This is a genomic window from Dyadobacter sp. HNCC25DJ186 (assembly GCF_056895235.1).
Genome location: NZ_JBXHAS010000007.1, coordinates 171,409 through 185,272 on the forward strand (window position 1 = coordinate 171,409; position 13,864 = coordinate 185,272).

Below are 13,864 nucleotides of genomic sequence, written 5' to 3' on the forward strand. Positions count from 1 at the left end.
AAATTAAATTTTACTCTTCTTTTTTGAGAACAATCTTTTTCGGCGGATTAAGATTTTCTTCCAATCCGTCGGGTTTAACTTTTTCTATCACCACAGACTGCTTTCCGCTTTTCATATATTCGGCCTGTATCGAAGTATATTCCGCCCGTAAATCATCGACCTCTTTTTTTAATTTGATACTATTTCTGACATATTCCTCAGACTGAAACCCGATTCTCTCGTAAACTACCAAAAGAACTACGATCCAACCGAAATAGTAAAAGTATTTCACCGGAACCCTTTCTTCCTGTCCCGGTACCTTATCTCCGAAAATTTTGTCGAGAGGTAAAAATCGGTTCAGCCAGTTGAATAAACTGTACTCACGTGGCGGTCTTGGTGGCTTTTCTGGTGCTATTTTTGGTCTTCGTTTATTTTCAGCCATGTTTTTTTGCCACAGAATATGTTATCAAAAATCATTTATTTCAATTTCATCAATCAGATTGACTGGTATTTTCTTCTGGTTTACAATTATCGGCAATGTCACCCCTTCGGGGTTTAAATTAGCCGATTTTGCTTATTTCTCTATAATACTACCATCCCTACGGGATTGAATAGCGTTTTGCAAATATTTCATCAAAATCCCAAAAGGGTGATCGTATTGTATTAAAACGTAATAGAATACTTCTTTAGGTTTACAATTTATCGGCAATGTCACCCCTTCGGGGTTTAAATTAGCCGATCTTGCTTATTTCTCTATAATACTGCCATCCCTACGGGATTGAATAGTGCTTCGTAAATACTTCATCAAAATCCCGAAGCGATGATAGTATTGAAAAAACATAATAAATACTTCTTCTGGTTTACAATTTATCAGCAATGTCACCCCTTCGGGGTTTAAATTAGCCGATTTTGCTTATTTCTCTATAATAGTGCCATCCCTACGGGATTGAATAGTGCTTCATAAATACTTCATCAAAATCCCGAAGGTTTAAATTAGCCGATTTTGCTTATTTCTCTATCAAACTGCCATCCCTACTGGCTTGAATAGCGCTTCGTCAATATTTCATCAAAATCCCGAAGGGATGACAGTATTGTAGAAAAACATGATAAAATACGAATCTAAAACCCGGAACGGGTGACAGAATACCGTTTAGAATTTATTGCCAACGATGTTCTATTCTCAATAATATCTATTCCGGCTTTTCCGCAATTCTCAATTTCGCACTTCTGGCACGCGGATTTCTTTTCACTTCTTCTTCCGTCGCTTCAATTGGCTTCCTTGTAATGCTTTTTAACGGCTTGATTTCATTACCATAAAAATCTTTTTCAACTTCCCCGTCAAATTTTCCCTTTTGAATAAAATTTTTGACCGGCCTGTCTTCCAGAGAATGGTAAGACATCACAACCAATCTCCCTCTCGGATTCAAAACTTCTGGCACCTGCATCAAAAACTCTTCCAACACCTTCATTTCATCATTCACTTCAATGCGCAAAGCCTGGAAAACCTGTGCGAAATATTTATTCTCGCGATGTTTCGGCGCATAACGCATCAAAATCCCTTTCAGATCTTCAACCGTCTCGATGGCTGCATTGTGGCGCGCTGAAAAAATAGCTTCCGCAGCGGTACGCGCATTGGTCACTTCTCCATAGCGGCTCAAAATAGATTGAAGTTCAGTCGCAGAACGAACATTCAAAACTTCACGAGCCGTTTTTTCATTATTCGGATTCATGCGCATATCAAGATCGGCTTGAAAACGTGTTGAAAAACCCCGCTCCGGCGTGTTGATCTGGTGTGATGAAACGCCCAGATCGGCCAGTATTCCGTCAACCTTTTCCGCTTTATGCAGTTTAAGGTATCGTTTTATATGTCTGAAATTGGCTGCTATGAATGTAAACCTGGGATCGTCTTTCCACTGTTCTGCATTGGCAACCGCATCCGGATCCTGGTCAAAAACCAAAAGTCGCCCGGTTGTTAATTTTTCTAAAATAGCCCGTGAGTGTCCTCCGCCGCCAAACGTAACATCTACGTAGATGCCGTCGGGGCGAATATTCAAACCATCCAGACACTCGGACAGCATTACGGGTTCATGATATGTACTTGGAAGATCCATTTATTAAAAGCAACGTAGATAGGAACTATTTCTTGCCATGAGGCCGTTACAAACTTAGCAATTTTCAATGGTACGAATTGCCCATCGGTAGGGATTTAATTTTTTTTGGACACCTGTAATTCTATATCAATAAATTGAATATGAGAGCAATAAAATTAATAATTGCATTATTTATCACAGGTGGCTTTCTAAGCTGCCAATCTTCGTCTGACAAAAGCCTGAAACCAGGAACCTGGCGAGCCACGTTGACGAGAGATGGGCAGACTCTTCCGGTAATTCTGGATATAGCTGAAAATCCTGATGGTAAGACTTATACAGTTTATTCTATAAATGCAGGTGAGCGCCTGAAAATGGATACTGCTTACTTCGAAAAAGATTCACTGCATATTCCGATGCAGCTTTTTGATTCTGAAATAACAGCGGCTGTTGATGGAGAAAAATTAACCGGAGTATATAAAAGACTGGACGGAGATAAGGTAACAGGTTCTCTACCATTCAACGCTGCATTTGGCGTTGATTATCGTTTTTTCAAAGAGGAAGCGGTTGAAGGTGTGAAAAATGTGACAGGTAAATACGCAACGATCTTTAAAAACGAAGTCACCAAAGACTCTACCGAAGCAGTCGGAAGTTTTACTCAAAAAGGAAATATTGTGGAGGGGTCGTTTCTAACGCCTACCGGAGACTATCGTTATTTGTCAGGAAACGTAAAAGGCGATAGTTTGTATTTATCAACTTTTGATGGATCCAATGCTTATCTGATTAAGGCTGCTATTTTAAAAGATGGTGTTTTGAAAGGTGCGATGTGGTCCGGTATCAAAGGATATAAAACGTTTACTTCTATCCTGAATGAAAACGCAAAACTTCCTGACGCTACAAAATTGACATATCTGAAACCGGGCTCGGAAACTGTGGATTTTACATTTCCTGATGCAGACGGAAAACCCTTATCGCTGAAAGATCCACGTTTTAAAGACAAACCGGTTATTATCCAGATTATGGGTTCCTGGTGCCCTAACTGTATGGATGAAACAAATTTCCTGGCTCCGTGGTATACGAAAAACAAATCGAGAGGTGTGGAAATTGTCGGGCTTGCTTTTGAGCATTCGGATGATCTGGCAGTGTCTGCTCCGAAGCTGAAAAGAATGGGAAGCCGGTTTGGAATTGAATACCCGGTTTTGCTGGCCGGAACAAACACAAATGAAGCTACTGCAAAAGCTTTGCCGATGCTGAATAAGGTAATGTCTTATCCAACAACCATTTTTATCGATAAAAAGGGGAAAGTTCGGGAAATTCACACCGGATTTTCGGGTCCGGGAACGGGTAAATATTATGATGAATTCGTTGCTGATTTTAACCAGCTTATGGACAAACTGATCAGCGAGAAATAAATATAAATTTGCGCACCGGATACAAAATGTGTCCGGTGCGTTTTTTTTGGAACAAAATTAGTATGCTTGCATAATATTAATTTGATTTATTACATTTGTGTACAGACATCACTGACACCGTACCAAGAGAAAAGATGCGCAAGGAAAAGACGATAGATTTTCAGATCAAGTGGGCGTGGCATTCTATTTCGCGAATGTACAATGCTTACGCTGCCCGTTTCGATACGACCATGGCAGTTGGTTATGTGTTGTTGAATATTGATATAGAGCATGGTACACCGGCTACAAAAATAGCACCGCTGCTGGGTATGGAGCCGAGAAGTCTGGTTCGTATGCTTAAAAATCTGGAAGAGAAAGGACTGATCCGCCGCGAGGTTGACGACAGCGACAAGCGTTTTGTCAGAATTGTGCTGACTGATCTTGGAAAGGAAAAACGAGAGCTTTCGAGAGAAGGTGTGCTTTCTTTCAACACGATGATCCGTGATAAGATACCTCTGGAAAAACTGGTTGTTTTTTTTGATGTAATCAAGGATATAAACCGGTTGGTTGAGGAAGAAAATCAGAAACTCAAAGCCGGAGAAATTACTGATGAATTCTGAGAATGCCGGGATCATTTCTGAAATGAGCTGGTTGCCGTAGTTAACTGCCACAACAATTAAAAACCAAAATCTTTAAATAATGAATCGTTCTATTCGTAAAGTTGCCGTTTTAGGCTCTGGTATTATGGGATCACGGATTGCGTGCCATTTTGCCAATATTGGTGTAGAAGTGTTGCTTCTGGACATTGTTCCAAAAGAAGCCAGCGATGCAGAAAAAGGAAAAGGGTTAACAACCGATCATCCCGCCGTCCGTAACAGGATTGTGAATGATTCTTTTCAACAAACATTAAAAGCAACGCCTGCTGCGCTATATAACCCGGCCTTTGCCTCACGCATTAAACTGGGAAATTTCGATGATAACCTGAAAGATATTAAAGATTACGATTGGGTTATTGAAGTGGTTGTTGAGCGGCTTGATATTAAAAAGAGTTTATATGAAAAAGTAGATGCGCTTCGGAAACCCGGAACGCTGATCACTTCCAATACTTCCGGAATACCGATCCATCTGATGGCAGAAGGGCGAAGTGAAGATTTTAGAAAACATTTCTGTGGAACACACTTTTTCAATCCGCCGCGGTATCTGCGGTTATTGGAAATTATTCCAACGCCGGAAACTGACCAATCGGTCGTTGACTTTTTGATGCATTATGGTGATCTGTTTTTGGGCAAAACCACTGTGCTTTGTAAGGATACCCCGGGTTTTATCGCAAACAGACTGGGGATTTTTGCTTTAATACAGACAATTCGTGTGGCTGAGGAAATGGGTTTGTCTGTGGATGAAGTGGATAAATTAACGGGTCCGGTTGTAGGAAGACCAAAGTCGGGGACCTATCGTTTGTCGGATGTCGTTGGGTTGGATACTACTGTTCATGTAGCCAATAATTTATATGCTTCCGGAGAAGGCACGGACGAATCTCGTGATGCTTTCAAACTGCCGGTTATCATGCAAAAATTATATGATAACAAATGGTTGGGAGACAAAACCGGACAAGGATTTTACAAGAAAATTAAAGACGATAAAGGCAAATCAGTAATTCTAGCAATTGATTTTGAAACGCTGGATTATAAACCTTCTGAAAAAGTAAAATTCGCAACGCTGGAAGGAACAAAGGCGATTGGTGATGTTGCGAAACGTTTTAGTGTGCTTCTGGCAGGAAAGGATAAAGCCGGAGAATTTTATAGAAAGACTTTTTCTGATTGTTTCAAGTATGCGACTTTCCGCATTCCTGAAATTTCCGACGAAATTTTCAGGATCGATCAGGCAATCTGTGCCGGTTTCGGATGGCAGCTGGGGTTGTTTGAAACCTGGGATGCCGTTGGTGTGAAAGAAATGCTTGGTATCATGGAAGAGCTTAATACAAAACCAGCGCCGTGGGTTTATGAAATGCTCGAAGCGGGAAACAGCTCGTTTTATAAGGTTGAAAATGGAAAAAAACTTTATTATGACATTTCTTCAAAATCATATAAAGTAATTCCTGGCCAGGATAGTTTTATTATTTTAAGCAACCTGACAAATAATATTGTCTGGAAAAATGCCGGCGCGAACTTGTATGACATTGGAGATGGAATTCTGAATCTGGAATTTAAATCCAAAATGAATACCATGGGTTCAGAAGTGATCGAAGGAATCCAGAAAAGTATCAGTCTTGCGGAAAAGGAATACCGCGGACTTGTGATTGGTAATGAATCGAGCGAGGCGTTTTCTGCGGGTGCAAATCTTGCGATGTTGTTTATGTTCGCCATCGAGCAGGAATTCGATGAGATCAATATGGTTATCGCTCAATTTCAGCAAACGATGATGCGGGCGCGTTATTCTTCGATTCCGGTCGTTACAGCGCCTCATTCACTTGCTTTGGGTGGAGGATGTGAACTTAACCTTCACGCGGATAAAGTCGTCGCCCATGCTGAAACTTACATCGGATTGGTAGAATTTGGCGTAGGAATTATTCCGGCTGGCGGTGGTACAAAAGAAATGGCTCTTCGTTGTTCTGATCTGTATCAGGCGGGAGATACAGAATTGAATATTCTTCAGACTGCTTTTATGAACATTGCGCAGGCGAAAGTGTCGACTTCTGCGCATGATGCCAGGGCTATGAATTATTTACAGGAAAAAGATCAGATTGTCCTCAACCGGAGCCGTCTGATTGCTGAGGCAAAACAGGCTGCGATTGATCTTGCCGATAACGGATATACCCAGCCAAAACAGCGAAACGATATAAAAGTTCAGGGGAAAGCGGGTATGGCACTCTTCATGACGGGAATTGCACAGATGAAAATCGCTAATTATATCAGCGAACACGATGCGAAAATTGCAAACAAGCTGGCATACGTTATCAACGGTGGAGACCTGAGTTATCCACAACTTGTCACAGAACAATACCTTCTTGACCTTGAAAGAGAGGCTTTCCTTTCTCTGTGTGGAGAAAAGAAAACGCTCGAAAGAATGCAGGGATTATTAAACGGAGGAAAGCCGCCAAGAAATTAAATCAGGATAACCACCGGGTTGGACTGCCGGTTTTATCAAAAAGTGTGTTCGAAATCTGGCCGAGGTAAAGATTTGTGTCGTTTTCGAACGACAGATCATTCAGGATCAGCAGGACTTCGTCTTTTGTCACTTTTCGATATTTGGGATTCATCGTCCCACCAAACTCACCCGGAATGGCTTGTGGATTCCACTGAAAATGTGGATCCACAAGGCTTCCTCTGGGAGCCATAATGGGCGGAGGTGTGGCGCTCCCACGATAATCCAGGACGGCTGGATGATCAAGGCCGAGGCTATGACCAAATTCATGGGCGGCGGTTGTGGAAGTCCCCAAATTATCTGTCGTCAGCCAATGCCCGACATTGTCACCCAAACCATAACCCATAAAAGACCGGGTGATGTGATTTTCATTTTCAATCCGTATATAATTATTTCTGAAATTCAGGTTTACGGCAGCTCTCAGCGTGGCTTCACCCGTTGAAATAATTTTATAGGTAATATTAAAAACAACCATTACCTGTTCGTTGCCAACATTGACAAATGCTTCCGGTTCATTGTACATCCGGTTGATTTCTTCAACAATAGCGATTCCAATATCATCTTTGGCTTCTGATCCATATAAATACAGCTTTGAAGCAATTTCAATCTGACGTTTTTCGATTTGTAATGTTGCGATAGCAGCCATGATGTGTGTGTAAGTGGTAGAAATTTGATTTTAATATTTGTATTTATTACAAATTAGTTTGAAAAGTCTATAAATTAGTAGAGTAAGCAGATTATTTTATAAAATTGTACCAATTAAACAGCTGCGTTGAAATCAGACGTTCTGATACACAATTCAATAAGTGAATAAAAATTGGATATTTTTTGTTTTAAACGATGAACAGTTCAGTTTAGCAGATGAATTACATGGAGGATATAGAGTTATCAGGACCATGTAAATTAGTATTGGGGCATTTCAGTATACTTATCAACAATGATATCAAAAAAAGCAAAGTACGCCCTTAAAGCGCTTAAAGTATTGGCGGAACAGTTCGGGAAAGGTCCGGTCCTGATTTCGTATATCGCAGAAAAAGAGAGAATTCCGAAGAAGTTTCTTGAAGCGATTTTGCTTGATTTGCGAAATAACGGAGTGCTTCAAAGTCAGAAAGGAAAAGGAGGCGGCTATTTGTTAAGAATTCCCCCGGGAGAAGTAAGCTTTTCGAAGGTACTTAGAATTATCGATGGGCCTATCGCTCCCGCGCTTTGCGTTTCCATGTTTTTTTATGGAAAATGTGATGACTGCAAAGATGAGGAGACATGCAGCCTGCGTACTGTTTTAGAAAGATGGAGAGACGCAAATCTTGCCGTTTTAGACCAGACAACGCTTAATGATTTGCTTGTGAAAGGAGCGGGAGAACATCTGCTTGCTGAGTAACGAGCCTGTCTTTTCGCACATAAAGTGTGACATCGTCAATCGTGGATATCAAAGTATAATGCTGATGGACAAAGTCAGCCACCGCAGGGAAACTATTAATTCCCTGCGTTTTTTTATCCTGCACCCATAGGCTGTATATGCCTACAGCGTCAAGAATCACCGCTGGTTTTGTCCTCTGTAAATCGCTAACATAACGAGCCAGGTACTTTTCCTGCATGGGATGTTTAAAAATCGATCGCTCTGAATGGTTTTCTGCCGTTCCCTGAGCAAGTTGCGCTTCCACATAGTATTTGCATTGCCAGCCCCAAACAACCATATAATCTCCGGGTTTTGTAAATTTCATCAATGCAACTACCACCGGACTTTTGTCCAGTTTGTTTAATCCATTTACAGATTCAAAAGCGTTCAGGCGGTGCTCGCGGCGATATGATATCGCATCATTACCGGCAAACCAGAGAAGCAAAATAATTGGCGCTGCAACAAACCAGTTGTTGCGTGTTTTTATACCATAAGCAGCCAGTAAAATCCACGGATAAATACAAAAATTCAAATAATGGATAAAGCTGTTTCCTGATTTAGTTGAGGAGTATATGCCTGTTAAAATGAGTAATATTATCGTAGCGGGAATTATAAAATCGGCTGTGGTTCTGGTTACCGCTGAGGGGCGGATTGCGATAAAGAGCCCAAAAATAATCGGAATAAGCAGAACCAGCGAATAAATACTAAAATCAGCACTGAACAATATCAGCTTAAAAAACTGAGCAGGAATTTCAATAAAACTGCTTCCTCCGGCATAAATGGCATTTCCAAAAATATAAAAATCAATGAAGTCCTGGAAAACATCGTTCGCAAGAATCCAGAGAAATAGCAATATCGGAAATGTCAGCCCACCCGCGAGCAGAAAAAACAAAGTTTTAATTTCTTTGGATCTTTTATAAAATTGGTAACAAAGCCAGAAAGCAGCCAGCACAACAACCAATGCCTGGGGAACCGACTGAAGTTTTGCAAAAGGCATCATTCCGGCTACAAGACCCAGAAAAAAGGTTACCCACGAGGAAATCTGTCTATGGTCTGTGATCCTGGAAAGCAGCCAGACGGTGCAGGCCAGAAGAAAAACAGGAAGTTGTTCGGAGGAATAATGGACAAAATCATTTTCCTGTGTGAAGGCAAGAAAAATAATCGGTGCTGTAAATGCTACCCGGGCAGTCGATTCTCCAAACCATTTTTTCATGGCCGAAAAAATGAAAAGCAAAGCTCCGATACAGCATAATAAACCCATCACCCTGCCGGATGTGTAATTGATCTGAAAGCCAAGTATTTTTGGAATAACCAGAAGATAATTGTCTAAAGGGCCAATCGTTGTTCCATCAACAGACCGCCAGTAGACAGGATCCTGGTAAAGTGTTATCGCGTGACTGAGCATCTGGCTTTCGTCTGCATTCAGTTCCCGGTTAAATACAATAGCCGGCATTCTCATGAATGACAATAAACCTATGCAAAGTACCACAAAAGCCCATCCAGGCACTTTTCTGTAAATACTTGCCAGAATAACAATCCCGCCAAGCAGATATCCAAGAAACCAATAAACTGTCGGGGAATTGTCGAAAGTGAGCATAAGATACTAGTTGATTGTATCTACCTTTTCAACAAAATCGCGGTAATGAATCGCTGGAATAAAGTGTTGCTGCGAACGATACTGCAATACCATAAATACCAGAAACAAGGAAATCAGGAAGGATTGAAGCATCAGAATGATCAATGTGCTACCTAATGTGGAAGCCCATCCCGGTGTTGCATTGCCAATAAGTTTCAGAAAAAGAATAATAACAATAAAGGCAACAGCGAGGCCGGACATAAACATCGAAAAGATCAGAATCCGAACGGCGGTAGTATCAACCAAAACTGAAATTGCACTTAATCCATGTAAAACAAGCGAAACAAAATTCATCTTGCTTTCGCCTGCCAGACGCGTAGCGCGGTCTGTCAGAACGGAATCATAAGGAATACGGGACTTAATAATACCACCGGGATAATTATTCCAGATTTCAGAAACGCGAACCAGATTCTGGAGTCGGTTTTGAGGAATAATGCTGAAATTCCCGAATGTGATCACTTTTCCTGTAAGTAACTTAAATACAGATTTATAGATCACATAAAAAAACCTGAAAAGGAAATTTTCAGTACGTTTATTTCTTTGGGCAAAAATAATTTTCCCAGGCACTTCAAGCGATCTGGCGACCAGCTTGTTAATGTCAGAAGGAGCATCTTCTCCATCAGCATCCATTACGATCACTTTATCGCAGGCAATATTTTCGGCTGCATAAGAAAGTCCGATCGCAATTGCTTTTTGGTGACCAAGGTTGCGGTACAGACGTAATACCTGAATGGCTTTTCCACCAAAAGGCACAAAAGGTTCTGTCCGGTCCTTTGCGGAACAATCATCAACCACAAGTATGGACGCATTTTTCAGCACGGAAGGATTTAAATCTGTGTTTATTTTCGTGATCAGCAGATTAAGCGCTTCCCAGTCGTTGTACTGAGGTATAATAATTACAAAGTTTTCCGGCATAGTGGTGAAGAAAATAACCTCCGAACAAGTATAAAGAATTTTACTGGTTCGGAGGTTATAAGGATTAACATATTATTTTACACTAGCCAAACGAGACGATATTCCGTCGTGGATCTGAGTAAGCGTTTCAACAAGACCATATTCCCAATTCCAACCCGGATAGTGTTCTTTAAATTTCGAAAGATCACTTACATACCAGATATGGTCACCGATACGGTTTGTTTCAGAATACGAATGTGAAAGTTTATTTCCTGTAATTTTTTCGCACAAATCAATGGCCTCAATCATTGAACAGTTGGCGAAACGGCCACCACCTGCGTTATAAACTTCGCCCGGACGAGGGTTCTGGTAGAAATGCCAGAACATATTAACAAGGTCATGGCTGTGAATATTGTCACGAACCTGTTTTCCTTTATATCCAAAAATCGTGTAGTGATTTCCAGTGATCGCACATTTCATCAGGTACGCAAGGAATCCGTGCAGCTGAGCGCCTGAATGGTTAGGGCCTGTAAGACACCCACCACGGAAAACAGCCGTTTTCATCCCAAAATAGCGGCCATATTCCTGCACCATAATATCTGCAGCTACTTTCGATGCGCCAAAGATCGAATGTTTTGTATGGTCAATGCTATGTTTTTCGTCAATACCGTTTTTGAAATACGGATGACTTTCGTCGATTTCCCAACGCGTTTCCAGCTCAACAAGAGGCAGATAGTTCGGGTTATCTCCGTATACTTTATTGGTTGAAGTGAAAATAAACACAGCCTCAGGTGTATGAAGACGCGTCATTTCCAGCATATTCAGCGTTCCAACCGCATTTACACCAAAATCGGTAAACGGTTCACGCGCAGCCCAGTCATGACTCGGTTGTGCGGCAGCATGGATAATCAATTTGATATCGTTTCCGTATTCTTTAAAGATCGGTTCCAGTTGGCTAACTTCACGAATATCAGCAGAGTAATGTTTGTAATTAGCGTAGGCAGATTCAATACGGCTTTTATTCCATGCAGTGTTTCCGTCTGCTCCGAAGAAATATTCACGTAAATTATTATCAACTCCAATAACCAGGTCAAACTTATCAGCAAGGAAAGCAACAGACTCGCTTCCGATCAATCCGGCTGAGCCGGTAACTAATGCTATATTCATATTAAGTATTAAATTCTGTTTTAAAATGTGGTATTAAAATAATACTATATTCAGATGTGTATAATATAGGATGTAAAGTAAAATAAAAACAGACAATTATCCCAACTGGTTTCTTAAGCGGCTGCGAAATAACATTTCATTTTACCAAAAAAGTAACCTTCGGTTGGTTGTTCGACGAAAAAAATTAACCGTTTGCAAAAAAAATAACCTATTTGACAGAAAAATTTCTATTCTAGTTCCTACTTGCATAGTTTTACAAAATATTCTCCCTCCTCATAAAAAGCTTTTTATTTCAGCATTCAACAAAGAAGTATCTGAGCTTCCGTCATAAGAATTATTATAACATACCTACCATATCCCGAAGCTGCTAACCGGCTTCCGGAAAAGGCATTGTGCCATTGATTTTTTTTGGTGATTTTAAGTAATATATGTTTGGACAAATGACTGCCGCTTTTGGTAAAGATAGCTTTTTAAGTTATTTATTGATTGCCGGTATTATACTTCGGGTTTTTCTGTATAGCACATTACCCGGTTTTGGCGTCGATGCTCACGGCGAAGTAATTAATTTTATTCTTGAAAAAGGTAGGCTTCCCTTAACGAGAGAGGTTTTTTGCGCTATGCACCCTCCTCTTTATTATATACTCGCACTGCCATTTTTTTATTTTGACAATATTCATAGCCAGAAAATAACCCAGATATTTTCGCTTTTGCTCGCATGTGGAAATTTATATCTGCTTTATATTTTATGTAAAAACCTGTTACCGGATGTTGTGGTCAGAAATGTGGCCTTTTTGCTTGCTGTTTTTTTACATTCGTTTGTTACATTCTCTTTATATGTTTCAAATGATACACTAGCCTATTTTCTGGGGACTTGTATCTTTTACGTACTTCACCAATATATCCAAAAACCGGCTTTAAGGAATGAGTTACTCCTTGCTGTTTTACTAGGTCTCGGACTACTTACGAAGGGAACATTTCTGGCTTTCGGACCGTCTCTTGGACTCGTAGTAATTTTGTCACTTTGGAAAAAGAATCTGCCGGTTAAAACGATTGTAGGACGAATTTTTCTTTTTGGAATCATAACACTAGTCGTTGGGTCCTACAAGTATCTGGAAAATTATTATGCAGAACACCGGTTGATCGCGCACAATATCGACTTCTTCTATTACATGCCCGCAAACACTTTTATCGGTATTAAAAGTATTTTATACTTTAACCTGAAACAGCTGGTCAAATATCCCACGTATTTTCAGGGAGATCCGATGCTGGAACATGTATACCCAATTATCTTTTACGCGACTTTTTGGTACAAATTTTGCGAACCGCTGAATGGTTTTGAACTAGGATCAAGAACTTCCTTTAAGTATATCGGAAGTGTTATTTACATCGTCGGACTTATTCCATCCGTTTTGATCCTGTTGGGGGCGTTCTTAAAATCACTATCTGTTTTTAGTTTTTTAGGAAAATTAAAAACAAAAAATAGCGAAAGTTTTAAAAAAGCATTGGAAGAGGCTGCGTGGTTAAGTATATTACTGATGAGCATCTTACTTGTAATCGTTGCCGGCCTGAAATACAATGTCTGGGTTTGCTTTCAGTCGAGATTATTTCTTCAGGCATTCTTCCCGATTATCTGGATTTTGTATGCAGGATTGAAATTTGTGAAAGAAAAATCAAAACTGACATTTTATTTGAGCGCATTTTCAATGCTGACAATATCCCTTTTGTATATTGTTTATTACTTCACCGAAGGTATCTATATCCTGCTGACATAAACTGAAATTGCCAGGCACAAAAAAAGATATCCTCAAAAATGAGGATATCCTGTTTATGAAATCTTAACCTGTTAGGAGACAGTATTATTGTTTTACTACGGCACTACCAGCTCCACTGAATAACTTAGCGCGAATTGCTTCAACACGTGGTTCAAGTTCAGGATTTGCTTCGTATTTGTTAGCCATCTGACGTGGCAAAGAATCAGGGCTTACTCCGTAAACATACTGATTGTCTGCATTTAGGTCTTTTTGTTCTTTGTGGTTATATTTTTGATAATCACAAGAAGATAATAATGCTACGCATGCCACAAAAGCGGCTATTTTACTGAATTTCATCTCTCTGCTGTTCATAGTAATACGCACAAAAATAACCGCCTTTTCCATAACCACCAAATGGTTCG

General features: G+C 40.2%; 12 protein-coding genes. 5 read left to right on the top strand and 7 right to left on the bottom strand.

Going from position 1 to position 13,864, the window contains the following annotated elements; all coding sequences use genetic code 11:
* Positions 1-10: 10 nt before the first annotated feature.
* Positions 11-421, bottom strand: a complete 411-nt coding sequence (locus AC1XUO_RS20625) for an FtsL-like putative cell division protein (RefSeq protein WP_483331663.1) — start codon at positions 419-421, stop codon at positions 11-13.
* Positions 422-1,169: 748 nt separating this feature from the next.
* On the bottom strand, positions 1,170-2,090 hold the full coding sequence (gene rsmH, locus AC1XUO_RS20630) for a 16S rRNA (cytosine(1402)-N(4))-methyltransferase RsmH (protein ID WP_483331664.1): 921 nt from the start codon (positions 2,088-2,090) through the stop codon (positions 1,170-1,172).
* Between the two features lie 140 nt (positions 2,091-2,230).
* On the opposite strand from rsmH, the gene AC1XUO_RS20635 reads away from it, so the two are divergent.
* The 3 genes from AC1XUO_RS20635 to AC1XUO_RS20645 all read left to right on the top strand — a co-directional run bounded on the left by AC1XUO_RS20635 (position 2,231) and on the right by AC1XUO_RS20645 (position 6,562).
* Positions 2,231-3,478, top strand: a complete 1,248-nt coding sequence (locus tag AC1XUO_RS20635; protein WP_483331665.1) for a peroxiredoxin family protein — start codon at positions 2,231-2,233, stop codon at positions 3,476-3,478.
* 134 nt (positions 3,479-3,612) lie between these two features.
* On the top strand, positions 3,613-4,077 hold the full coding sequence (locus tag AC1XUO_RS20640) for a MarR family winged helix-turn-helix transcriptional regulator (protein ID WP_483331666.1): 465 nt from the start codon (positions 3,613-3,615) through the stop codon (positions 4,075-4,077).
* A gap of 79 nt (positions 4,078-4,156) precedes the next feature.
* Positions 4,157-6,562, top strand: a complete 2,406-nt coding sequence (locus AC1XUO_RS20645; protein WP_483331667.1) for a 3-hydroxyacyl-CoA dehydrogenase/enoyl-CoA hydratase family protein — start codon at positions 4,157-4,159, stop codon at positions 6,560-6,562.
* A 1-nt stretch (position 6,563) separates the two neighbouring features.
* On the opposite strand, the gene AC1XUO_RS20650 is transcribed toward AC1XUO_RS20645, so the two are convergent.
* A complete protein-coding gene (locus tag AC1XUO_RS20650) occupies positions 6,564-7,244 on the bottom strand; it encodes a zinc metalloprotease (RefSeq protein ID WP_483331668.1) in 681 nt (226 codons plus the stop codon).
* A gap of 291 nt (positions 7,245-7,535) precedes the next feature.
* On the opposite strand from AC1XUO_RS20650, the gene AC1XUO_RS20655 reads away from it, so the two are divergent.
* Positions 7,536-7,976 (top strand): RrF2 family transcriptional regulator, encoded by a 441-nt coding sequence (locus tag AC1XUO_RS20655; protein WP_483331669.1) that lies wholly within the window; start codon positions 7,536-7,538, stop codon positions 7,974-7,976.
* Here the strand turns inward: AC1XUO_RS20655 and AC1XUO_RS20660 are convergent.
* The 3 genes from AC1XUO_RS20660 to AC1XUO_RS20670 all read right to left on the bottom strand — a co-directional run bounded on the left by AC1XUO_RS20660 (position 7,927) and on the right by AC1XUO_RS20670 (position 11,691).
* Entirely contained in the window at positions 7,927-9,591 is a 1,665-nt protein-coding gene (locus tag AC1XUO_RS20660) for a hypothetical protein (RefSeq protein ID WP_483331670.1), read from the bottom strand. The two genes, AC1XUO_RS20655 and AC1XUO_RS20660, sit on opposite strands and share 50 nt — an antisense overlap.
* A 6-nt stretch (positions 9,592-9,597) precedes the next feature.
* On the bottom strand, positions 9,598-10,545 hold the full coding sequence (locus AC1XUO_RS20665) for a glycosyltransferase (protein WP_235151538.1): 948 nt from the start codon (positions 10,543-10,545) through the stop codon (positions 9,598-9,600).
* Between the two features lie 72 nt (positions 10,546-10,617).
* Entirely contained in the window at positions 10,618-11,691 is a 1,074-nt protein-coding gene (locus tag AC1XUO_RS20670; RefSeq protein WP_483331671.1) for an NAD-dependent epimerase/dehydratase family protein, read from the bottom strand.
* Positions 11,692-12,131: 440 nt separating this feature from the next.
* Between AC1XUO_RS20670 and AC1XUO_RS20675 the strand changes: the two genes are divergently transcribed.
* Positions 12,132-13,463, top strand: coding sequence for a phospholipid carrier-dependent glycosyltransferase (locus AC1XUO_RS20675; protein ID WP_483331672.1), 1,332 nt, complete (start codon positions 12,132-12,134; stop codon positions 13,461-13,463).
* 84 nt (positions 13,464-13,547) lie between these two features.
* Here the strand turns inward: AC1XUO_RS20675 and AC1XUO_RS20680 are convergent, their stop codons facing one another.
* The gene (locus AC1XUO_RS20680) at positions 13,548-13,847 is read right to left on the bottom strand and encodes a hypothetical protein (RefSeq protein WP_483331673.1); all 300 of its coding nucleotides are present in this window, start codon (positions 13,845-13,847) and stop codon (positions 13,548-13,550) included.
* Between the last annotated feature and the right edge of the window lie 17 nt (positions 13,848-13,864).